This is a genomic window from Virgibacillus sp. FSP13 (assembly GCF_054048505.1).
Window position 1 is genome coordinate 225,711 of sequence record NZ_JBSVKG010000001.1, and the last position, 25,624, is coordinate 251,334.

The 25,624-nt window shown below is 39.5% G+C and carries 16 protein-coding genes; all 16 read left to right on the forward strand.

Annotated elements, in window-relative coordinates; all coding sequences use genetic code 11:
* Positions 1–243 precede the first annotated feature (243 nt).
* The 16 genes from ACW2QC_RS01015 (at position 244) to ACW2QC_RS01090 (ending at position 25,440) form a co-directional block, all read left to right on the forward strand.
* Positions 244–834 (forward strand): sigma-70 family RNA polymerase sigma factor, encoded by a 591-nt coding sequence (locus ACW2QC_RS01015; protein WP_457542112.1) that lies wholly within the window; start codon positions 244–246, stop codon positions 832–834.
* Between the two features lie 401 nt (positions 835–1,235).
* A complete protein-coding gene (locus ACW2QC_RS01020; protein WP_457542113.1) occupies positions 1,236–1,784 on the forward strand; it encodes a sigma-70 family RNA polymerase sigma factor in 549 nt (182 codons plus the stop codon).
* A 152-nt stretch (positions 1,785–1,936) separates the two neighbouring features.
* Positions 1,937–3,115: a DnaD domain-containing protein gene (locus tag ACW2QC_RS01025; protein WP_457542114.1), complete on the forward strand. Its 1,179-nt coding sequence runs from the start codon at positions 1,937–1,939 to the stop codon at positions 3,113–3,115.
* Between the two features lie 267 nt (positions 3,116–3,382).
* Positions 3,383–5,149, forward strand: a complete 1,767-nt coding sequence (locus tag ACW2QC_RS01030; protein WP_457542115.1) for an S-layer homology domain-containing protein — start codon at positions 3,383–3,385, stop codon at positions 5,147–5,149.
* Between the two features lie 451 nt (positions 5,150–5,600).
* Positions 5,601–6,215, forward strand: a complete 615-nt coding sequence (locus ACW2QC_RS01035) for a TetR/AcrR family transcriptional regulator (protein ID WP_457542116.1) — start codon at positions 5,601–5,603, stop codon at positions 6,213–6,215.
* Positions 6,216–6,471: 256 nt separating this feature from the next.
* Positions 6,472–7,971 (forward strand): alpha/beta fold hydrolase, encoded by a 1,500-nt coding sequence (locus ACW2QC_RS01040; protein ID WP_457542117.1) that lies wholly within the window; start codon positions 6,472–6,474, stop codon positions 7,969–7,971.
* 418 nt (positions 7,972–8,389) lie between these two features.
* A complete protein-coding gene (locus tag ACW2QC_RS01045; RefSeq protein ID WP_457542118.1) occupies positions 8,390–10,966 on the forward strand; it encodes a LuxR C-terminal-related transcriptional regulator in 2,577 nt (858 codons plus the stop codon).
* A gap of 275 nt (positions 10,967–11,241) precedes the next feature.
* On the forward strand, positions 11,242–19,542 hold the full coding sequence (locus tag ACW2QC_RS01050; RefSeq protein WP_457542119.1) for an S-layer homology domain-containing protein: 8,301 nt from the start codon (positions 11,242–11,244) through the stop codon (positions 19,540–19,542).
* Between the two features lie 381 nt (positions 19,543–19,923).
* Positions 19,924–20,316: a YwqH-like family protein gene (locus tag ACW2QC_RS01055; protein WP_457542120.1), complete on the forward strand. Its 393-nt coding sequence runs from the start codon at positions 19,924–19,926 to the stop codon at positions 20,314–20,316.
* 19 nt (positions 20,317–20,335) lie between these two features.
* On the forward strand, positions 20,336–20,617 hold the full coding sequence (locus tag ACW2QC_RS01060; protein ID WP_457542121.1) for a YwqI/YxiC family protein: 282 nt from the start codon (positions 20,336–20,338) through the stop codon (positions 20,615–20,617).
* Between the two features lie 70 nt (positions 20,618–20,687).
* On the forward strand, positions 20,688–22,082 hold the full coding sequence (locus ACW2QC_RS01065) for a ribonuclease YeeF family protein (protein WP_457542122.1): 1,395 nt from the start codon (positions 20,688–20,690) through the stop codon (positions 22,080–22,082).
* Between the two features lie 167 nt (positions 22,083–22,249).
* On the forward strand, positions 22,250–22,786 hold the full coding sequence (locus ACW2QC_RS01070) for a hypothetical protein (protein WP_457542123.1): 537 nt from the start codon (positions 22,250–22,252) through the stop codon (positions 22,784–22,786).
* Positions 22,787–23,436: 650 nt separating this feature from the next.
* On the forward strand, positions 23,437–23,826 hold the full coding sequence (locus tag ACW2QC_RS01075) for a hypothetical protein (RefSeq protein ID WP_457542124.1): 390 nt from the start codon (positions 23,437–23,439) through the stop codon (positions 23,824–23,826).
* A 101-nt stretch (positions 23,827–23,927) separates the two neighbouring features.
* Positions 23,928–24,590 (forward strand): DUF443 family protein, encoded by a 663-nt coding sequence (locus ACW2QC_RS01080; protein WP_457542125.1) that lies wholly within the window; start codon positions 23,928–23,930, stop codon positions 24,588–24,590.
* A gap of 105 nt (positions 24,591–24,695) precedes the next feature.
* Entirely contained in the window at positions 24,696–24,998 is a 303-nt protein-coding gene (locus tag ACW2QC_RS01085; RefSeq protein WP_457542126.1) for a DUF4176 domain-containing protein, read from the forward strand.
* 121 nt (positions 24,999–25,119) lie between these two features.
* On the forward strand, positions 25,120–25,440 hold the full coding sequence (locus ACW2QC_RS01090) for a hypothetical protein (RefSeq protein ID WP_457542127.1): 321 nt from the start codon (positions 25,120–25,122) through the stop codon (positions 25,438–25,440).
* Positions 25,441–25,624: the final 184 nt, after the last annotated feature.

Here is a 25,624-nt window from a genome sequence, read left to right on the forward strand (position 1 = left end):
ACCAAAATGTCGAAATTTGGCCCTTTTATGATATTTGTTGTTTTTAGTGACATAAAACGACATGCTTCACCAATATTTTCTATTGTTCAATAAAATACGAGTTGTTTTGCTATGGATTTCGTGTAGTTTCGTCAAATAAAACACACCTTTCCATAAACTTGTCGCCTTGACACTGTTTGCGATAATAGAAGTAGAATAGCTATTACTTTTGCAAAAAGCCGGCTTTTTAGAAAGAGGCTGCTGATGAATCCAGCAATTAGATTATCCTTTGAAGAAATTGTTAACCAACATGAGGGGAGAATTTACTACTATATCCACAAACTAAACATCAACGATCCTCACAAAGAATTTTATCAAGAAGGCCTTTGTGCATTGTGGAGCGCCTGTGAGACGTATCAGCCTGAAAAATGTTTGCTTGATACATACCTCAATTACACCATCCGCAATCGTTTAGTCGATTTGCTACGGAAAAAGCAACGAGAGCAGAAAAGCGATGAATATTTTTACCAAGAAGAAACGAAAATGATCGAAAGCGGGAATCGGTGCAATCAGATGAACCTGCCCGTTGATAAGGATCCACCAATGCCTAACGAAAATTTGGAACTATGGGGGCAGGTAAAGGCACAGCTAACGGTAAATCAATGGAAATGGATTGATTTCTATATATTGCGGGATTTGTCTATCAAGGAAATTGCCGAGCAGGAAGGTGTCACCGTTGATGCTGTTAAAGGCTGGGCGCGGCAAGCTAAGCGTAAATTGAAAAACAATCGGATTAGAAAGATGCTGCTACATTGTCTCCATTGCGATGATATTGATCGTATAATAGCCGTTTAATAGGGAGGTGTCCGTTCTTGTGAGTCTGTTTCCACAGGGGCGGATGATCCCCTTTTTTATTGTTCACAAATTTGTCACAGAAAATTGTTACTTTTTTAACAAAAGATGACACCTAACTAGGTACTTCGTTCGATTATAGGAGTAGAGGGGATACTGAAAATAGTTCAAAAGTCACTTTGAAATATGGAGATGTTTTTTATGTAAGCGATTTATAGTCGTTGCTCCTTCCCTAAGGATTTCTTCTACACCGTTAATTGAATTTGTTCGTTCTTTTACCACGTACGACAAACATAGCCTCATTTACGTCTTAGTTTTATTCGGCTAATGAACTATGGCAATAATCGGTGTGGAAAATATTCTAGTATCATTTGAAAGCGGGCTTTTGAGAAAAGAGGAGAAAATTGAATAAGGATAACAAGGTAACATTTGAAGAAATTTTCAAGCAAAATGAGCGACGGATTCATTATCAGATTCACAAGTTACGTATTCAGGATCCGCATCGGGAATTTTACGTAGAAGGGCTATATGCCATGTGGTTGGCTTACAAAAAATATAAACCTGATCAGGGATTGATGTCCACCTATTTCAATTACACGATACGGAACCGTTTAATTGATATGATCCGCAAGAAAACGAGAGAACAAGACAACAATGAATTTTTTACCCAAGAGGAAGAGCGAAAAGCAGGAAATGGTAATCGTTCGCGCAAGGATCATCTTCCTCTTGTGGATACTTCCGGTATTACGGTGAAGGATGATGCGCTGTGGCAAGAGATAAAAGCGGTGCTGACGGAAAATCAGTGGAAGTGGGTAAAATGCTATGTCATTGACGGCATGCCATTAAAGGAAATTGCCGAACAAGAAGACGTCACGATCGATGCAGTGAAAAGCTGGAGTAGAGAAGCTAGAAAAAAGCTGAGGAACGCGGGAGTAAAAGAAGCACTGATGTGAGGGTGGGCCGGTGGGACGTGGGGACAGGTTAGGTGTCCCAGGCAAATTTGGCGCTAGGCATGGCTCGGCGGGTGGGACAAGGGACCTGTCCCCATGTCCCACGAACGGGACAATAGCCCCCACGTCCCAATATTTTGAAGGGATGGATAAGGATGAATTATATTAAAGAGATTAATGCGTTTTATGATCGGGTGGAACGTACTCCGTTATCAGCATCGGCAATTGTTTTGTGGTATACCTTGATGCATATTAACAATAAGGCGATGTGGATAGAGGAATTTACGGTAGCTGCACCTGTATTGCGTTTGAAATCAGGTTTAACGGAAAGTTCGTTCAAGCGGGCGAGAGCGGAATTGAAGGAGAAAGGCTATATCACTTATACGTCACGTGGCCGGAATCAAGCACCAGCTTATCGGATGATTCGACTGGATTTGGCTGGAGCTGGTTGTGGTGCAGGGATGGTGAACACTGATGGACGGGATGGGAGCTGCTTGAAGGCCGAGCAGGTGGCCGGGAGCGCGGACTTAGTTACGGATAGTGGGACAGGCCAAGTTGCGACAGGGAAGGCGGACCAGAATATGGACGTTGGGCTGGACCAGGTTGTGGATGGAGAGGCGAACCAGAACGTGAACCGGGAGATGAACCAGAACGCGGACCACTTCACGGACCACCAAGCGAACCGAACTGCGAGCACATTAATTAAACATAAACAAAACGTAAATAAAACGAAACAAGACGAAACAACTGCTGCTGAAGACGCGTTTGTTTTTTACCAAGAAAACTTTGGCGTGATTAGCCCATTTGTATCGGATTCGTTGTTGAATTGGGTAAATGACAGTGGGGAATCATTGGTTATGGAAGCAATGAAACGTGCGGTGGAGCGTAATAAATTGAGCTGGCGATATGTGAAAAGCATTTTGCAAGCATGGGATCGTAAAGGGATATCCAGTGTGGAAGATGCGAAGGCAGAGGAAGTGGCTTTTCAGAATGAACGGAAGCAGCAGGGACGTGGGAATGGAGGGCAGCAGAATGTGGAAGTAGTGCCGGATTGGTTCTGGGAGCGTCAACGAAAGGAGAAGTTAAAGGCGGAGAAAAGAGAACAGCAACAGTCTGAAGATGATCCAGAAACGGAGGCGGAAATAATGGCCTTGCTTGAGAAACATCGCAATATTGGGTATCAGGCGCCAGTGCCCGGAAGAGTGCCTGTCACTACCCGAATTTTGTCGAAAAAGATGGGACCTGTCCCCCTTGTCCCGGCCAAAAACCCAGTATTCTCAGGCAAAGTCAGCCGGGACAACAAACCTGTCCCCATGTCCCGCATTGAGTACTAGGCACTCGATGTAAACCTCCCAGCTTTCATATGTATTAATTATATTTATTTTGGAATTGATTTGGTGATTATAACCAATTATTGGGTCTATAGAACTAAACTTTCTCGAAAACTTGTCGATTATTAAAGTGGAGCCGTTTAATTGTAGATCAGAAATAAAGGGTGGATGTAGTGATTTAAATTGTCGTTCAACTTTTAGTCAAAAACAATGTCATTTTTGGCTGTAATTCTAAAAACGGTACATCACAAAAGTCCTGGAGGGTTAGCATTGACAAGAAAGCATATTTTTGGTTTTTTAATTCTTACATTTATTTTAATGGTTACATTTACGAGTGGAAGTACATCGGCATATGCAGCGTCTAAGCCTGTATACACGATTTCTCCGAGTGATAACACCTATCATAACAATATGATGAATTATTCAACCTACACTAATAAAACCAAACATTACTATTTAATTCGTTCATACTTGGAACAATTGGAGAAAACAGGTGGAGGAACACTGGTATTGACGAAAGGAACATATACCGTAACAAATGCGTTGTATGTACCTTCTAATGTAACGATAAAGCTGCAGGATGGGGTAAAGATTGTTAAGGGCACAGAGACAGGCACAAGTAAGATGAATGCAGCTAAATCCTTATTTCAGCTCATTCGACCATCCCAATCACAGAAAAAGGGTGTATACGGTGGCTATAGGGGAGACAAGAACATAAAAATTATCGGAAGTGGAACAGCGACGATTGATTTGAATTATGTTAAGAAAGCTATTGCTGTTGTTGCTGGGCATAACCAAAATATCACGATTCAAAATATCCATTTCAAGAATTCGAACAGTTCTCATTTTATAGAGATAGATGCTACAAAGAATGCGGTTATTAAAAACAACAAATTTACCGGTTCAAAACCTTCTAAAGGATTAAATGCAGAAGCGATAAATATTGATACACCAGATGCATTAACAAAAGGTTTTAACAGCATTTGGAGTAATATGGACAAAACTCCCAACGACAACATGAAAATTGTAAACAACACTTTTTATAACCTGGATAGGGCAATAGGTACACATCAATATTCAGGGGGGAAATATCACAATAAAATAGTTATTCGAAATAACAAAATAGAAAAAACCCGCTCGGATGCTATCCGTGTAATGAACTGGAGTAATTCCGTTATTGAAGGAAACACGTTTAAGGATGTCGCACCGGGGCCAAATAACGACAATCGCGGCATATTGGCTAGCGGCGCCATCAATCCAACATTCCAAAACAACATATTTGTCAGCATACCCCGCGCAATGCAATTTACCGTGTGGAAGAATAATGGAACGGGTTCACAATATGATGTGACTTATAATAAGCTAAGTGCGAAAAACAAGAACGCCCTCAAGACAAATACAATTGTTGATTACCAAGAGGATTTTATTCGTATCAATAAAGAATATCTCAAATATGATAAGCAGCACACTGATTTTATTGATATTAAAACATCCCGTTTTTCCGATTTAATCGAAGGGGATTCTGGATATGAGGAAACGATCGATCTTGTAGACAAGGGTATTATTAATGGGTATCCGAATTTCACATTCAAACCCTATCGTTCCATTACCCGTCAGCATGTGGCTCTCATGTTAGCAAAGACGCTTGATTTGACTCCAAAACAGGGTGTAGAAAATGTGCTGAAGGAGTACGAAGATGTAGACAGAAATCACCCATATGCCGAACAAATCGCTGCAGTTACAGAGGCGAAGGTTTTTAAAGGTAGTGATGGAAGGTTTAATCCAGATGAAAAGATTACCCGAGCTCAAATGGCTACTGTTTTGGTAAAAGCATTTGCGTTACAAGAAAAAGATATCGATGTGAATTTAATTGATCTTCATCGTATAGATATGTCACATCGAAATAACGTCAAAATTTTAGCACAAAACGGGATAACAATTGGTAAGCAAAATAGTAACGGCGAACGATATTATGATGGAACTGAAGATTTGAAACGAGTACAATTTGCGATTTTTCTTAGAAAGACGATGGAATAGAAGGGGTGGTGCCGGGGTAGGTGCCTGTCACTCCCCGAGTTTTGTCGAATCGGGGCATGGATACTATGACGGTTATACCAAAACTTATAAAAAGCTCTCTCGGTATGAATTATCGAGGGAGTTTTTTTGCCCTTTTGATGGTAGGAGTAACTGCAATTTACTACTGTATTTTGGATGAAGGCCTTGCGGGAGTAATCGCTGCAAGGTCTTTTTACTTTTCCATTTTAAATATAGAATATTACTAGTCAATAATATATAATGGGGGTAAAGAACGCGCTGTTGGTAGATGTTTACTAGGGGAACATCACCCGCACTAAAAAAGAGCGCGATAGATAAAAAAGAATGAAATGGCTAGGGAAAATCCGTAAATTGGCAAATAACGGTCGAACCAGTAAGTTAATGACATCATAATATACGATATTCACAATACTTCAACAGGGGATGTTACGTAATGGGGCAAAGAGGCAGAAAAAAAGGAGCAAATGGAGAGCAAAGTCGTGCGTTATTACTTACTATTGCAGCTGAGGAATTTGCTGCAAATGGTTATTATCAAACAAAGGTTAGTAACATCGTCAAAAGGGCGAATGTTACACAGCCAACCTTCTATCTCTATTTCCAAAGCAAGGAGGATATATTTCAAGAACTGGTCCAATTATTTCACGATAAATTGGCAAAGTTTATTCAAGATAGTCGTTTGGAACCGGGGGTTGAAATAAATTCTGTACCTGAGCAAATTACTACCGGATTAACAAAAATCTTTAGCTTTTTTGCAGAGAACCCTGATCTTACTAGGATTGGATTCATCATTTCATCTAAAGCGGAAGTTTTAAAGGAAGAAGTAGTTGCTTATATTGAAGAAAATCTTACATTTGAGGCAGAAGCGGGATATTTCCGTATGGATATTGATATGAATATGGTTGCCGAAAGTTTAGTTGGCATCATCCAACGGCTTACGTTCACCAAATTATTTCCAGGATTAAAAAGCCAGGCGCAATTGGCAAAAGAGATCGTTCAACTTTTGTTCTATGGAATGATTAGAGAAAAAGGAGATCTTACAGGTGAATGATGTGAAATTATTCGAGCCTCTAAACCCCTACATAGATATTTAAAAAGGAGAGAACTGGTCTTAGGATTGGTTCTCTCCTTTTGGGTTCCAGATACCTAAGTCACAAAAATATTCAAAATTTATCGGTAGTTAGCCATTTATATTATTGACAAGTAATATAAATGGTTTATACTTTGATTAAAGAGAAAGAAGTACAAAGTCCTGACTTCAGAATTGAGGTGGTATGTTGGCTTACATTATTTACGGGGATGTAAAGATGCATTATGAGTGGTTGGATGCTCCGTCCCCTGATACGAAAGATACAATTGTGTTCATTCATGCAGTTGGCTTGGATATGCATTCATGGGATTTTATCGTTCCGCAGTTAAGAGAGCACTACAATATATTGCGTTATGACCTCAGGGGCCACGGGCAAAGCACTGCTGGAAATAGAGAAAGAACCATCGATTTGCTATGTGAGGATCTTTCAAACTTGCTGGCATCCTTAAACGTGAAACAATACCACTTGATAGGACAAGGAATCGGTGGATTTTTGGCCATTCAGCTGGCAACGCAAGCAGATGAGCGTTTGCAGTCATTAATTTTGATCGGATCGCCTATTCATTATCCAAAGTCGCTTGGCAAAAAAATTGCGGCGCAGCGCAAAGCACTTGCTCAAGCCGGCTCCATCATGCCAATGGCAGAAAATCTGGTGACAAAGATTTGTTACCCACCTACAGCGGAAAAGACAAAAATACTGCTTGATGCTTATCGAAAAGTACCGACCAATGTGTATTTTGACTTATTTCAACCTGCACAAGGAGCAATCAGCGTGCGGAACTTGCAGAAAGTTTCTGTGCCGATCCTCATTTTGTCGGGAGCTGAAGATGCGATTTTTCCTCCAGAGTTATCCAGTGTCAGCATGATTTTCAACCCGAATGCGAGATATTTTACTGTCCCATATGCTTCCTTTATGGTTCAAATGGATCAACCTGACATCACTGTCGCATGGATACACGATTTTATCGGAAAGAGCAAACTTCAGCAGAAAAATATTGTTTCCATTGATTATCAAACACGATTGACAACAGAAATGTACAATGAAATTAAGGATATGATGGAAAATGATACTCATGCAAAGCCTATCAATCAACTTAAACTCGATTTCATGCATTGCTTCGGCGTTTATGTAAACGGTGAAAAAATCCTGGATGGCTGGAATAAACGAAAAGCCAAAGAATTACTTGCATTTCTGGTGTTGCAAGCGTCCGTGACGCGGGATCAGTTATGCGATATGTTCTGGCCTGATGCAGATGTAAAAAGTGCGCGAAACCGATTAAGGGTTTCTTTACACCACTTGAAAAAAGTGCTTGCAACATCCACTTCCCTTTCTAACGAGGCCCCATTATTGATCATGGATCGGGAACAAGTTTTCTTGCAGGGACATATTGAATCCGATTTGCTGACGTACATAGAGTCCATCAAAGAAGCAAAACGTGAAAAAAATCTTGAAAAAAAATGCAATCAGTTCGAACAGCTCCTTCAAGAAGAGACAGATCATTTGATGCCTGGTTTTTATGATGAATGGTTCCTTGACCTGCGTAACTGGATAGAACAGGAATGGGGTGAAATGGCAGCATTTCTGGTTCACCTATATGGGCAGCAAAAAGATTTTTCAAAGGTAAAACATTATTCGGCTATCGCTGTAAAGTATGGTACAACGAATATGGAATGGAATTTAACTGAAACGGAACCCGAACCGTCAGTCATCAAATAAAATTTTCAATACCTTCTTTTTAAAGAGTAAAGTATAGAATTTGGGCGTTAGTTCGTTCCTTTATAGGAATAGCCACGTCCGGTTCTACGCCCATTGCTCTTCCGGTACCCCCTTAAGTTAACATTGAACCATCCTTAAGCTGGATGTAGTTCGCCTATATAAGTCTGAATATTGGAAATGCATTCAAGAGCAGCCATACTCTTTTAATAAGTTCAACAACATAGATGGTGTAATGATGATGTAATGTTTCGTTTGTTACAGTGGTTGATATGTTAGTTACCAGTATGGAATTGTCATGCAGTATTTGAAAAATTAATAAATACTGTTTGTCAGCTTTAGCTTATCAGATGAAGTAAATGCTGTAATCTATCTAAAGTTGGTAATTCCGGTCATGTAATGATAAATGGGGGGAACCAAAGTGAAAGAAATTGTTACCGATCGACCTTTATCCATGCAAATTCCCATCTTACAGACGAAGCTAAATGTGCCACAAAAAACTACCACAACACTCATACGAACAAAACTGATGGAAATACTGAATGAATCTAAAAGCAAGCAAGTGATTACCGTTACTGCACCAGCTGGGTTTGGTAAGACATCGCTTGTTAGTGAATGGATTCGTGGTTTACCGTTTGAAGTTGGTTGGGTTTCGCTTGAACTGGGAGAAAATGATCCAATTAGGTTTTGGAATTACATTTTATGTGCATTGAAGGATGTCGTTCCCTTGCTTGTGAAAAATGCACATACGTTGCTTGAGTCCATGCCATTATCATCTGCAGAATCAATTGTCGTTCCACTTATTCAGGAAGTTGCCAAATATCCGTCTGATTTTTTTCTGGTACTAGATGATTACCATATGATTGAAAATTCACTTATCCATCGGGCGATGATTTACCTAATTTCACATCTTCCAAAAAATATGAAGCTCGTGTTGATATCACGTGCATTACTACCACTTCCTTTACATCGTTTGCGTCTGGAAGATCTTGTGATGGAGCTGGATACGGAGGATTTGCGATTTTCACGTTCGGAGATCAAATGCTTCTTTGATAAGGTAGACATCCCTTTGCTTACGGATTCGGATCTGGATTTGCTGGAGAAGCATACAGAAGGTTGGATTGTTGGGATGAAATTATTAGCATTATCGATTGGCAAGAAAAAAAATGTCTCGGCATTTCTAACGTATTTTTCAGGATTTGACAGATATATTTTCGAATATTTGACAGAAGAAGTATTAAAGAATTATAACGCGGCAACAAGGAATTTCCTATTGGAGACTTCTATTTTGGAACGAATGACAGGGCCACTTTGCAAGACCGTAACAGGGGAAAAACATGCCAATGATATCCTAGTCACTTTACATAAGGAAAGTGGTTTTATTTTCCCGCTAGATCATGATGGGCATTGGTATCGATACCATCAGTTTTTTAGAAATTTATTGAAACGGCGGCTACTTGATGAACAGGGAGAAAATGTTTTACTTTTACACCAACGTGCGGCGTACTGGTTGGATCAACATGGGTTTGTCCAAGAAGCAATTGACCATGCTTTTTTATCACAAGATTTTGAGATGGCGACCAAGCTGATTGACAATATTGCTCCGGAAATTGTCAAGAAACGGGAATTCTCCACGATTCAAACGTGGATGAATCGGTTTCCGGAAGAATGGATGGATACACACCCTTCATTATGTGTCATTATCACATGGGTATTTGCCTTAACGGGGGAGTACAGTAAGGCAGAGGCGACACTTTTAAAAACTGAAAAGTATGTTAAAGGTGCCAAGGGGGAATCGTTTGAACATATTTTGGTAGAAATGGATGTGCTCCGCGGCTATCTGGCAATTATTGCGAAAGATGCTGACAAGGCTGTGCAATATATGCGGAGTTCCATCACCAGACAACCAAAATATAGTCGTTTTTTCCAATTGGGAATGATATTAAATCAAGACGGTCCATGTTTATTGCATAGTGAACTCGGTTTAAAAGGAAGCCTGACAAAAGTGAACCAGATTTATACGCAGTTACGTAAAATCTGGAAACATAGCGGTCTGCCGATTGTTGGCTATGGATCTGTCATACTTGGGGAATTGTACTATGAAAGAAACCAGCTGGAAAACGTACATTACTTTATCAAAAGAGGACTACAGATTGGAGAGGAAAATCAAAATATAGGGATTTTAATGCCCATCTATTTTCTTGCAATAAACATGAAAAGAGCGCTGCAACAGCAAGATGAAATAGGACCATTGATTGAAAAAATGGAGAAAAAATTGATGGAATGGAATATTTCCCCACACTGGAGTGAAATGCTTGATTCGTTGAAGGTGGAGATGCTGATAAATGCTGGAAGGCTGCCAGAGGTACACAAGTGGCTAGATACAAAACAATTGCATTCTGACGATAGCGTGATGAATGCTAAAACTTATCCATATACCATTTACGCTAGATCCCTTCATGCTGTCGGTAGAACTGAAGAGGCCATCGCATTGCTGGATAAACTCATTACTAATGCAAAAGCCGATGATCGCTTAGCCTCCACCATCAAAATGCTTTTTATAAAAAGTTTGATGATGCATGAGACAGGAAAGAAAAATGAGGCTTGCCAATTGTTGGATCGGGTGCTTGATTTGGCGGAACCGGACGGATATGTGCGTACATTTTTGGATGAAGGCGAGCCTGCACAGAAACTATTTATTAGTTATAGCCGAAATAAAAAAGGGGCGTATCTGTCTCGATTATTGCTTCTGTTTGATGAAGAATTTGGCCCAGCAGTCAATCATTCCAACCAATCCCTTATTGAACCGTTGACAAACAGGGAACTGGAAGTGCTTGAACTTTTAGAAAAGGGATTAACCAACAAGGAAATTGCTAACAAACTTTTTATTACGATTGGCACGGTAAAAAGTTATAACCATAATATTTATGCAAAACTACAAGTGAAAAATAGGACACAAGCATTGGCACATGCCAGAAAAATTGCCTTGCTTGGGTGAAACGATTTGAGATAAAAATCTCCCACCATGTGGGGGATTTTTTAATGTAATCCTATGGGAAAGTCACAATCAATCATAAAAACCAACCACCTTTAGTACCAAAAACCTATCTTTGGATAGGGTGAATATTTCTATTTTTTTGTTAAATTACAACATATGGGCAGGGGATCTGGCTGCTTTATTTCGTAGCGCAAGGAGGACGAGTTAAATCGTACAATTGAACAATTAAACGAAGAAATATAGAAAGAAGCATAGTAAATGAAGGAGGAGTACGAATGTCAAACAAAAATAAGAAGCATAATCGTAAATTATTTTTAGCAGGATTGGCAACAACGACTGTGGCAGTTAGTGCAGTAACGCCAGCTTCTGCTGCAACACATTTTATGGATTTTGGTCCTGGACAGAGCGGCTATGAAGCTACCATGGCATTGGTGAAGCAGCAAATCATTTTTGGTTACGGGGATAAAACGTTTCGTCCATATGAACACATTTCACGCGAACATGTAGCAACCATCCTAGTTAATGCGAAGAAATTGCAAACGCCACCCAATTTTTCCGAAATCATCTCACATTATCGTGATGTAGATGAAAGTATGGTTTATGCAAAACAAATCGCTGCTGTTACACATGAAGGCATATTCAAAGGGGCGCATGGCTACTTTGCTCCAAATACCAGTATTACCCGAGAACAAACAGCAACGATTCTTGTGAAGGCTTTTCATTTAGAGCCAACGGACACTCCTGTGGCTTTTGTGGATATGAAGAAAGTGGATGGTTCCCATCGAGAAAATGTTAAGGTTTTGGCACAACACGGTATTTCTATCGGAATATTGAATCAGGCGGGAGATCGTTATTTTGATCCACAAGCACCCATTACACGGGCGCAGTTTGCCAGCTTGCTTTATAATACAATGCGCGTAGCAAGCGGTGAGGTATTAACATCAGCCCCTGTAGCGAAAAATGTCGTCATCAGCGGAACGGAAAAAGTCGGTAGTACCCTGACTTCTTCTTATAACTATTATGACGAGGATGGGGATAAAGAAGGGAAAACGCGTTACCAGTGGTACCGTTCAGATACTTCATCCGGAGATAAAAAGGAAGCAATAGATGGTGCAAACGCATTGGGTTATACCTTGACGGCTGCTGATGAAGGAAAATATGTAACATTTGAGGTTACACCAGTTGCCAAGACAGGAAATCAGCTGGAAGGGAAACCAGCGCAATCGGCAACAACTGGAAAAATTACAGCGAAATCAGGCAATGCACCGATTGCGAAAAATGTCCTGATGAAAGGTTCGGAAAACGTTGGTGAAACATTAAGTGTTTCGTATGATTTTTCAGATGCCGATGATGATGCGGAAGGTAAATCACTGTATCAATGGTATCGCAGTGATCATGCTGCTGGAACGAATGCAGAAGCAATTACAGGTGCAAATAATAAGAGCTACAAACTTACTGCAGATGATGAAGGCAAATTTATCAGCTTTAAAGTAATACCTGTTGCAGCAACAGGTACGCCTAAGGAAGGGGAAGCGGTTGTCGTCAAATCGTCTGGTTCTATTGGACCTTCCAATGGCAAAGCGCCCGCCGTTTCGGGATTGCAAATCGATGGACCGGAAATCGTTGGTGGTGAATTAAAAGCAACGTATACCTTTTCAGATGCGGATGGGGATGCAGAAGGTGCTTCTAAGTACCAATGGTATCGTGCTGATAATGTCAGTGGGAAGAATCAAGTTGCCATTTCAGGAGCGACTTCGAAATCTTATAAACTGACAACAGCGGATGAAGGCAAGTATATCAGTTTTTCTGTTACTCCAGTATCCAAGACAGGAGAACCATCTGAGGGAGAAAAGATTAGTGCTGGAACAAAAGGTCTGATTTCCGCAGCGCAAGGGTCTGCACCAGTAGCTAAAGAAGTTTCGATTACAGGGGCCTATACAGTCGGTGCGAAATTGACGGGTTCATTTGATTTTTATGATGCCGATGGAGATGCTGAGCAGGGAACTACTTTTCAGTGGTATCGCAGTGTGTCGCCAAATGGTGCCAAGGAAACGATTGATGGGGCAACGAAAGAAACTTATACGTTACAACCGGAAGATGAAGGCAAATATATTTGGTTTGAAGTCACTCCGCGCACTGCAACCGGAAAAGAAAAAGAAGGCAGTCCAGCATCGGAAGTAACCAGTGTAGCCATTTCCCCTGCTGTGATTGATCACGCACCAACAGCCAGCAATGTACAAATTGACAAGGATAACCATCCAGTTGTTGGTGATACATTAACTGCATCCTATCAGTTTGCAGATGTGGATGGGAACAAAGAAGGGGCAAGTATTTACCAGTGGTATCGTGATGGTAAACAAATTGATGGTGCAAATTCCCTTACTTATACGTTGACGAAGGAAGATGAAGGCAAAAATATTACCTTTAAAGTAACACCGGTATCTGCTACAGGCAAAAATAATATCGGTGATACAGTTGGAAAAGAGACTGCAAAGGTTCAAGCAGCGGATGGTGTAGCTCCAAAGGCAAACGATTTGTCCATCAATGGTACCCATACAGTTGGCGGAACATTGACAGGTCATTATACATTTGGGGATGCAGATGGTGATGAGGAAGGAGTAAGTACCTACCAGTGGTATCGTGCAGATGCTGATGATGTGAAGGGTGAAAATAAAACAGTTATAAAGGGCGCGACAGATCAAGCCTATACATTAACCACAAAAGATGAAGGCAAATATATTTGGTTTGAAGTCACTCCGGTTTCTAAAACAGGGACAAATAAAACAGGTGAGGCTGCAAGTGTTGCATCTAGTAAAACAATTGATGCGGCAAATGGTAGTGCGCCAACAGCCAAAAACATCCAGGTGACAGGCATACCTACTGTTGGAAAAACATTAAAAGCAACATATGAATATGTGGATGCCGATGGAGACAAAGAAGCAGGATCTGTTTTCCAATGGTACCGTGGGGAAGAAGCTATTCCTGGCGCGAATGATTTGGAATACACACTGACACGTGCTGACGAAGGTAAACAAATCCGTTTCAGTGTGACACCAAAAACGGCAACCGGTGACGTCAAAGAAGGGACAGAGACTTTTTCCGCAAATACAAATGCTGTTTCTCCAAAAGCAGGAGATGCACCAGTTGCGGATAAATTAGTAATGGAAGGCGCACTTCAAGTTGGGGCAACAGTGACAGGATACTATGAATTTTCAGATGCAGATGATGATGAGGAAGGCAACAGTATTTATCAATGGTACCGGGCGGAGGATGCAAATGACAAAAATCCGGAACACATCCAAGGTGCAAATGAAAAAAGTTATACCTTAACGGCTGATGATGAAGGAAAATATCTTATATTTAAAGTGACACCGGTAGCTAAAACAGGGACACCTAAAGAGGGAGAAACACAGCATGTATATTCAAATGGCGCTGTTGCTGCAGCGAAGAGCAGTGCACCAGTAGCACAGGATGTTACCATTGAAGGTGCAGGCAGTCCGGTGGTCGGAAATGAGCTAAAAGGCCAATACAAGTACCTTGATGCAGATGGCGATAAGGAATCGGGAACAACCTTCCAGTGGTACCGTGATGGTAAACCTATTGAAGGAGCGACCAAACAGACATATACGTTAACAAATAAAGATGAAGGCAAAGTCATTACCTTTAAAGTAACGCCAAAAGCGGCAACAGGTGATGTGACAGTTGGTAAAACGGTTGAAGCTTTTACGTCAGAAGTTCAAGCAGCGGAGGGATCAGCACCGACAGTAAGTAACGTGAGTATCACAGGTGCATTATCTGTTGGGCAAGCGCTAACAGGGACTTACATCTACAATGATGCAGATGATGATCTTGAGGGAGTCAGTATATATCAATGGTATCGTGATGGATCCCCGATTACAGGCGCCAATGCTAAAACGTATAAATTAACAGAAGCGGATAAAGGACACACTATCTCTTTTGAAGTGACACCAGTAGCTAAGACAGGTTCACCAAAAGAAGGTCAGCCAGTAAAAGTGAAGTCAAGCAGTACCGTTAAAGAAGTCGGCATAGCTTTAGACCATTATATCGTATCCGAAGCCACAGCTAATGATGGCAGTATTTCTGATACATTAGAGATCACGATCACGGGAGGTACTTTTAAAGAAGATGTGGTAGAAGGAGTAGAAGTTAATCATTTGCCTGATGGACTACGGAAGCATGTTACGCGTGATAGCGATACGACGTTAACAATTTCTTTTTCCGGTCAGGCTAAACATCACTCAGACAATGATGATGTACATGATGCCAGTATTACGATCAGCAAAGAATATGTAAATAATGCTTCAGAAAACATTAGATCAGGGAATTTTACATTTGATTTTGCGGGTCCGGATAAGACTGCACCGGAACTAGTAGTGTCGGAAATTACGCCTGGTGATAAAGCCGGCGAACTTGATTTACTTGTCGGATTGAACGAACCAGGTAAAGTTTATTATGTAGTACAGCCAGCAGGAGAAAGCGCACCAAGCGTGGAACAAGTAAAAGCTGGTGAAAATAGCAAGGATGAGGAAGCGGTTGGCGCCGGGACTATCGATTATGTGGATGTAAATGATAATCAATTTAGAACAATTACAGGTCTGAATCCTGGAAAAGGTTACGATTTCTATTTTGTAACAGAAGACGTACATGATAACACCTCTTCCATCGTGGCAAAAACCAATATCACCGCGACAATCGAAGTGGATAAGACGGAACTGCAATCGGCCATTGATGAGGCTCAAGAAAAAGTTGAAGCGGCAGAACCAGGTGCGGCTGATGGCAATTATCCAGAAGAGGCTATTACAGCTTTGGAAGATGCGATTGCTGCAGCACGGGCTGTAGCTGACGATAAAGATGCTACAGAGGAAGAAGTTGAAAAAGCTATCGATCGGCTAAATACCGCGGTAGATAAATTTAATGCCTCTAAAGTTGTGGTTGTGAAGGACGCATTAGGTACAGCCATTACCCTTGCAAGTGTGCTTAATGAAAAGAATTATACGAAAGATAGTTGGGGCAATTTGGTAAGTGCGCTGGATGAGGCAGATCGTGTAAATAATGATAGCAATGTATCTCAAGAGGATGTAAACGAGGCGTATGCAGCGTTAAATGATGCTATTCAAAATTTGGAGAATGAAACACCTCCTACAATAGATAAAGTGGATCTTATTTTGGCTATCTCCAATGCACAAGCCGCAGTAGATGGGGCGACAATAGGAAATGTGCATGGTGACTATCCAAAATCAGCAGTTACTGCATTAAAGGAAGCAATTGGCAAAGCACGTGCTACATTTAATAAGAATGATGTAACACAAGATGAGGTTGACAAAGCGGTAGCAGACTTGCAAACAGCAATGGATGTATTTAATGCAGCCAAAGTAGTAGTGGATAAAACAGCATTAGGTATTACCATTGATCAAGCGGAGCCCCTAGAAAAGGATGATTATGAAGCAGACGGATGGGAAGTTTTACAACAGGCGTTAACAAAAGCGAAAGATGTAGAATCCGAGCCAGCGGTAACACAGGCTCAAATTGATCTGGCTCGCGCTAATTTGCGTGCTGCTATTCGAAATCTGAAACCATCTGAGGATATCAATAAAATATATTTGGGAATCGCTATAGATTCAGCTGAAAAGAAATACGATGAAGCTGAAACAGGTGATACGGATGGGAAATATCCGGAAGCGGCCAAAGAAAATTTGAATGATGCGATACAAGTTGCAGAAGCAGTTTTTGAAGATCCTTCATCCCAATTAGATGTTGACCTTGCCATTACAACATTGGAAAAAGCAGTAGAAAAATTTGAAGCGCAGGTCGTGAAAGTTGATCGAACAGGTTTGGGTACTGCAATTGCTTATGCAAAACAATTAGATGAAAGTAAATACGAGATAGACAGCTGGAAAGCACTACAAACCGCACTAGCAGATGCGATGGATTTGGTAGATTCGGCTGATGCGTCACAGGCTGATTTGGATGAGGCACAACATAATTTGAATGCCGCAATCAACGACTTAGTGCTAGATGACACACCGGCAGTTAACAAACTTGATTTGTCATATAGCATTTTCGCTGCTAAAGATAAGGCGAAAAATGCTGTAGCTGGTAACGAGGAAGGCAACTACCCGCAATCAGCCATTGATGAGTTAAATGATGCGATAAAAACGGCTGAAGATGTGGTTAATAAGGAAGATTCCACGCAATTAGATGTTAATTTGGCAAAACGGACACTCGAAAAAGCAGTGGAAAATTTTTATGGGCAAGTCGTAACAGTAGATAGAACAGCACTAGGAAATACAATTGATCTTGGAAGGTCGCTCATACAATCAAATTACACATCTGAAACTTGGTCAGCATTGCAAACAGCGTTAATTGACGCTGAAAATGTGGAGACGAAAGCTGCTGTGACGCAGGAGGAAGTAGATGGCGCACATGCAACATTAAGTGATGCTATTAGAGGTCTAAAGTTAGCTGATACAGAAAATGTCAGTACCACAGATCTATTGCTAACCATTTATAAGGCTCAAGACAAATTGGACCGCGCCACGATTGGGGCTGCAAATGGCAACTACCCTAAAGAAGCTGTAGAAGCATTGCAAACAGCTGTTGATAATGCTAAAGCAGCAGCGAATAATTCTGAAGCCAAACAGTCAGTTGTTGACGATGCTGAGAAAGAATTGAGTGAAGCTATTGCGGCTTTTGATAAGCAAGTCGTGAAAGTGGATAAAACAGGATTGCAAACCGCACTAGCATTTGCAAACACGCTTGATAAGGCAAATTATACAGAAGGTACTTGGGCTGCTTTGTCAACTGCTTTATCAGAAGCCAATGAAGTTGATAGTAATAAAGGTGCGAGCCAAAAAGAGGTTAACACTGTACTTTCCAATTTGAATGAAGCTATTAAAGGTTTGGAATTAAAAGAAACGGAAAAAGCAAATACCGTTGATCTATTGCTTGTTATTTACAAAGCGCAGGACAAATTGGACCGTGCCACGATTGGGGAAGCAGATGGCAACTATTCAGAAAAAGCAGTAAAGGTCTTGGAAAAAGCAATTACCGATGCCAAAGCTGTAGTGACTGATTCCGATGTAGACCAAGATACCATTAATGATGCTGAGAAAACTTTGAAGGATGCTATTGCGGCCTTTGAAAAGGAAGTAGTCAAAGTAGATAAAACCGGATTACAATCTGTATTAGCTTTCACCAGCACCTTAACGGAAGATAATTATACGTCTGAAAGCTGGAAAGCATTGCAGGAAAAAGTGTCTACAGCCAAATCCGTAAATAATGATACAAAAGCGGCACAATCACAAGTCAGCGAAGCAACTGCAGCATTGAATACTGCAATAGAAGGTTTGGAAAGGGCGGATAAAGTAAACACTGGAAAACTTTTGCACACAATTTATAACGCGCAAAATAAAGTGGATCATGCAATGCCAGATAAGGACTATCCAGCTGATGCAATAGATGTCTTAAAAGCGGCTATTGAAGAGGCGCAGGATGTAGCAGGAAATTCAAGTGCCACGCAAGATGAAGTGGATCATGCATTCACAGCATTAAACAATGCAATAGAAACGTTTGAAAATGCAAAAATTGTAGACGAAGGTGAAGCACCAGAAGTAGATACAAAAAATGTTACTAATACAGAGTTGGGATTAACAGCAGAAACTGTAACCACAAGTGATAACGCTGTAGCGGAAGTAGATAAGACAGCGGAGGGTGTAACTATCACTGCGGTAGGAGCAGGCGATGTAACGATAACTGTAAAAGATAGTAAAGGTAATGAAGCAACAATTAGCGTTACAGTTGCAGATGATCTAAGTATTACAAAAGCGGATGTTACCCCTTATGAAGATGAAGACCAAGCACCAACCATCGCGGGTGTTAGTAATAATACTATTGGGCTATCCAAAGTCGATAGTTGGGATCCTTTATCAGGGATAACAGTTAGTGATGATGTAGATGATCTTACTACAAGTGATATCAATGTATCCTACTTGAATGTCTCAACAAATGAAGCAATGAGTCTAGACGAAGCGAAGGTCTATTTAAAAGCAGCTGCTGGAAATCAAGTAAAAGTAATGTATAACCTGGCAGATAAAAAAGGTCATCCAGCATCAGCAAATGCAATATTTACATCTAAAGATGATGTGAATACCATCTCGTTGACATCTGCATCTGTGGGATATTTACCGCAATATAATAAACTTGAGATAAAAGGAATAACTGGATATGAAGGGGGTTCAACATTTGATTTCACTAAAATTACGTATACTAATGGGCAAGGTCCTGTTGCGTTAAGTGGAGGTACTTATACAGTGGCAAATGGTGAAGAGCCGGATGGTCCACAGCAGTATCTTATTGAAAAGGAAACAGACGGCACATACACATTACATTTACAGGTAAGTGATGCAGATGCCAATTCTATTGAATATGCAGAAGATTATAATCCAGGTGGAGATATTTTTGAAGATACTATTACTCTAGCAGATGGATGGAATACGGATGAAAATGGTAATCAGGCAGTTAAAGTAGTTAATATAAGTACATCAGTGCAGCCGTAGAAGAGGGTTTGGTATCTAGGCGGGACGAGGGAACGGATTTCCTCGTCCCGCCGTTTTTTTGGGTGGGTGCCTGTCACTCCCCGAATTTTGTCGAATGCACGGGTCATGGGAACCCTGGGACATGGGGACAGGTCCCTTGTCCCGGTCAAAAACCCCGTATTATCAAGCAAACCCAACCGGGACAACAAACCTGTCCCCATGTCCCGCACACAGTTCTTTTTACCTAATTTTTAACTTAAAGGTTTTCTTCTTTTTTTGTGTAAAATGGCACAAAATACCCTGCAAAATAAGCTTATATTCAAGTATGCTTAAATTACTAGAAAAATACCTAAATTAAGAATCTAAATTGAGCAGAATGGATTAGTCGAGTGGGGTGATAACATGAGCGCAGTGGGTGCACAGCTTGCGGCTATTCAGAGTCTTATAAGTGCATATCGTATACAGTTAAGAGAGAAGCAGGAAGAATTAAGACGTTTAGAAAAGGCCTTGTCCGAGTTGGGAATGAATAAGAGCGACTTTATTGAATCGAAAGGAATATGTCTGAAGCCTGAGTTTACGGCTAAAACTTTTCATGGTGAAAATGCCAGTGACTTAGATGAGTTTAGAGAAGATGGTTTGCAGGCAAGCTTTGTTGCGATCCCAAATGAACAAATTAGTGCTGCAGAGGGGAAAATAAGTGATCAGATTGCAATAGTGGAACAGGAAATAGCAAGCCTGGAAAGCACTATTTCGTCACTTGAAGCGCGGCTAGCGGCATTATCAGCAGCATTGTAATTGGAGGTGAAAATCAATTATGAGTAATGAAATTAAGCTTCAGCCCGATAAGATCGATAAGGGCATCGCTGATTTACGTTCATCCGCAGAGGCGCTGAAGACTACTTTTGCAAAAGAAATCGACGGGGAAAACGAACTTGATATGGTTACCACATTCAATGAAATTAAAAAAGATTATGATGAGCTGCTCAGTCAGTTTAAAGCGCTGTTTCTGAATAATGTTCAAGCAGCGGATGAAGCAGTTGATGATTTTCTGGAGAAGGAAAAACAGGTGGCAGAAGCAATCGAGATGACCGATTAGTCTTATGTGTTTTATATATAAGACCACTATGCATTTATAGATATTGCGCATGGATTAGGAGGTACTTGCATTGAAAGTTTTAGAGGTTAGTAGCTTGGAGACTGGGATCGATAATGCTGTTTGGGACATTGATACCTTTTACGATCAAATTAGTGCGATGCAGCGGGGAGTACGTGATTTTTATGGACTGGAAGAAGCTCTGAAAGGGAAGGGCGGAGAGGCGATCCGCTCTTATTTCAATGAGGTTCACCAGCCCTTTTTAATTTATTTATATCAATCGATGGTCGATTACCAAAATATATTGACAGAGATGAAAGATGCGATTGATTCGTTCGAGTCGAATTCAAATGGTTTTGTCAAACAGCAGTTTCTGGAACAGGATGTGGAAGAAGGATTTAACAAGGTAAAAAAGAAGACAATTACATTAACGGACGATGCGAATAGTATCATTGATAGTGTGCGGGATTTGGTTGCGATTAAGAGCATTGATGATTCGGAGGTTCTTAATAATGTTCAGGATGGGAAGAAGAAGGCGGAGAAAGTTGTGGAGAGATTAAATGCCCTTGATGAATCCCAAGTTAAAGCATTGCAGTCAGTTAAAGAAGATTTAAATACGATGAAAAATTATATTTCAGATATTGAGTCTAAGTTTAAGGGTGGAGATTTGTCAGTAGGAAATTTTGACATGGAAGCTGTGAAGGGTATAGGGTCCTATAATAAAATACAGGAAGTTTTTGGTCCTATAAATGATGTAACTGACTTCAATTTTCAAAAACGGAATAATGATGTCGCTGAGGTAATTTCCGCTTATGAGTCGATGTTTCCACAAAGTTTTGCCTTAACAAGATACAATGTAATAGATAATATGATTGCAATAAATAGAAATAAAAATAATTACAATGATATCACAAAAGGAGAGGTTGTTCTTGAGGGTAACAGTAATGGTCAACATGAAATTACTAAAGGAGTAGAGGCTGATTTAGACAGCCTAGGAATAACATATAATACTGTTAGATTTGATAAAAATGAAATAGAAATAAACTATGCAGTAGAAGATGGCAAATTTATAATATTCAAGGATAATCCGGATCTTTACTACTATACACAGAGTGCGGAACATGGAAAGTTTAATTACTATGTTGCTGGTGCAACAAAGGCCTATGGGCAGGTATACAGTGCATATATCTTAAAAAAAGGTTCGGATAAGATACCGGGTTTTAATAAAATTACCAGTATGTTAGATCCTAAATTGTTGGACTTCGGAAAGTATGGTGGGTCATGGATGATTAAGGATAATATTCCTTACGTAAAGGATATACTTGGTGCGGAAATCCCTAAGGCAGGAAGTAAGGAAGTTATTTTGTATATTAGTAAGGACGGAGAAAATTGGGATAAAGGTGTAAGGTTTGTTGTGAAAAAGGGTGAGGATCCCGATACTAGCAAGTTCACTCCAAACACTTGGTAAAAATTCCATTCCCCCTTGATTAAGAGTACGTCCTGTTGAATTGTGTTATAACGGATGAATTTATTTTCAATTCTTCATTAAACTAGGGACTGGTTTAAATACATTGGATTAAATTGATGATTAAATTGATCACTTTCCGCTTAGATTTTGCGAGAGGGGCATATAAAATGAAAAAATGGGAAGGGAAATATCGTATAATTACACTTTTAATCTTTCTTTTATTCTTATTGTTATTTCAAAAATTTGTATGGAATGAATATATTGTAAATCCAACAGCTTCGGATGCGTTAGAAAAGGGGGAAGGTAAGCAAGGATTTCTTACGGAGATTGATAAGAAGCAATCACTCGGTATTTTAGAGACAGAGGATGGTTACCATGCCTATGCCTTATCGCAAGGTTTTTGGGGCTGGTCGATTACAGGTGGTGTATATATACAAAACGCATCGAGTAAAGAAAATTTTGTTACTAAAAAAGAAACATTTGAATTCAAAGATAATAAAGAAGCAGACGTTATTTTAATTACTACCAAGGATGACAGCATTTCGTACTTTTTGGCCTTTGACGAGAATGGAAATGAAATCCACTTCGACACTACTAGGGACGAGGGTAAAGAGTTACATTATGCATACAGCGAATCTCCTTTATCAGGTAAAATCACCTTTGAGGCTTACTCGTCTGATGATGAATTGTTATATCGAAAGTAAAATCTAATATTCTAATAGAATGGATTGAGGAAAAATATTGCCTGGGCACTTTAAAACATCTAGTGAGAATATACATAATATGCTATCCGCTGGTACTGAATCTACTACAGGAATACACGGATTGAGTTCATTTATTTTGGCTGCCACCACGGCAATGCAGACTGCCTACTGTAATGTCAAATATGCACAGTCTATATAGCTTCAAAGTATCCATGGATGGAGGGAAATCGTGTTATTTAGAACGGAAAAAGAAAAAAGAGTGCTGTCAGATGCATAGTAAATAATACGTGCCAGGCACCTGAACTATTCTGAATTGTTTGGGTTCATGGCACGTACTCACGTACTCACGTGAGGGACCGTTCTCTAATAAATACATACCAAACTCGTGGTAAACTTAATTTTGCCTCGGTGCTTAGGCAAATAGGAAGGGAATCTATTTAAATTATATTAATTAAGTTCCTTAAATCCTGGTTAATGTACATAGGGGGATTATGATCGCATAAAAAAATCTGTAGATAAAAGACACATAGCTATGATTTCTTTTTTCCTTCTCGCCTTAACTGTTATTTCAACAATTTGTATGGGATAAATACATCGTTAATCCAACAGATTCGGCTGCGTTAGAGAAAAAAGAAGGTGAAAAAAGCTTTATGACGGAGATTGACAGAAAGCACTCATTCGGTATTTTAAGGCTGGAAGACGGTTTTCGGGCAACTGCCATATCGGAAGGATTTTGGGGATGGTCTGTAACCGATGACGTTTTTATATCAACTAAATCAGTGGAGGAGCCGTTTATCACTAAAAGAGAAACAATCCAATATAAAGATAATAAGAAATTAGATGTCATTTTAATTACTGTAAATGATAAGGAAATCGCTGACATTGATGCTTATGACAAAAATATGGAGAAGATTCATTTTGGAAAGATTCCTTATAACGACACATATTTATATTATGCATACAGCGAAAAACGATTTTCAAATAATATAACGATTAAAGCATATTCAGTAGATAAAACGTTGTTATATAATTGGAAATGAAGTCAAAGAAACATTTAGCAATGTAGTGGAGAGCACTGGTGAGGCTATTAAAAGTGGATTGGACTTTATTAATCCAATGAACTGGGGACGGTGATTATTTAATGGATTGTGAAGTTCAGTACCTAAATAAAAATATGAGGTTAAGATATAAGCTTCTGATTATAAACGGAGAAAACTACATTATTGACGTAGATAAACCATTTTGGATATATTTATTTCCTTTTGCTTACTGGTTTCTTCCAAATACCGTCTTTAGAATTGATGATGAAAAAACCTTGGAGCAAATAAAAGTCCCCAAAGTTAAGCAGATAAAAACTAGTTATTTTAGTGCATTAGGGACGGGGATTTCACTAATCCTAGCAAATTTATTAACTCCTTTGATGGACTTTTTTAATATCGAAACATCAACAATTTTAAATTGCTTAATTCTTTTCTTTTTTACAGTATTGGTTATTCTGTTTCGTTTCTTTTTAAGTAAGATAAACGGAAAAAACTTATATAAAATTGTCAACACGGATCAACTACAAATCGATAAATTATGGATTAGACCTAAATCTATTAAATATTTTTTTCAATATCTAATAGGATATTTATCTTTTTTAATATTTGCTGTTTTAACTATTTGGATGTTTATTGATCACGGTAATGTGATGATGCTGTTGTTTTCAATGTTTCTTTTGTTTTGCTTATTGTTAGCTAATATCCTAACAATGGTACCGGGAACTACTAAAGTAAAATTTAAGAAAAAGCAACATGTTGTCTAGTTTGGGTTTCAAAGGTTATAAAGTGGATAGGGAGTAATTGGAGAAATGTGTTCTAGGATATAAACTAATCTAAATTTTCTTTAGAAATATAGGGGGAATAGCAAAATGTTATCTATAGGTTCAATTATCTATTTAAAAGAAGGAACAAATAAATTAATGATTCTAAACAGGGGACCTATTATTGAAATGGATGGCGAAAAAACGATGTTTGATTATTCAGGATGTTTATATCCTTTAGGTCTGGTACCTGAAAATGTTTTATATTTTAATGATGAAAATATCGATGAGGTTGTTTTTGAGGGATTTAAAGATTCAGAGGAAGAGCGTTTTCGGAAGTTGTATAGCGAATGGAAAGAGGAAAATGAAGAAAATTTTAAAAGAGGGACAGTGACAGAACCGCTTAAGTAAAAAGAGAAAATTAAAATGGTATTATGCGTGTCTCATCTGATCATATGTTAGGGTGAACTTAAATGAAAAAAAGTTGTTACTTATTCTTTTTATCATTCTGCTTACCGGTTGTAGCAAAGACGTGACTGAAGATTACTTAATCGGCGGTCATTGGGTTGGAACGGCAGGGTATGAGGATGGGGAAAGTGGAGGGGAGCCATATTGTACCCCTTTCGATGAAGGCATGGATTTCAAGGATGAAGATACTGTTTATGTCGACGCCTATGAAAGGGATTTTGAATACAAACTTGAGGATAACGATTATGGGTTTGTAATCGAATTTTACGATCCAGATAAGTCTTTACTTAGTTATTATCTTACAAAAGTTAGTGATGATGAAATGGGATTTATCGGAATAGGTGATTTTCAAGACGGAGAGTCATGTTATTTGGAAAGGAAATAAAAGCTAAGTGAAGGTCATTCGTGCCAGGCACCTTAACTATTCTGAATTGTTTGGGTGCCTGGCACGTGCCCACTGGCAGCCCGCTACCATGCCAAATTATAACCTATAAATCTTAATACCATTACTTCCCTTATGAAATTCAATCATTAACTTAGTAGAAAGTAAGATTTTTAGTGATGGCTTA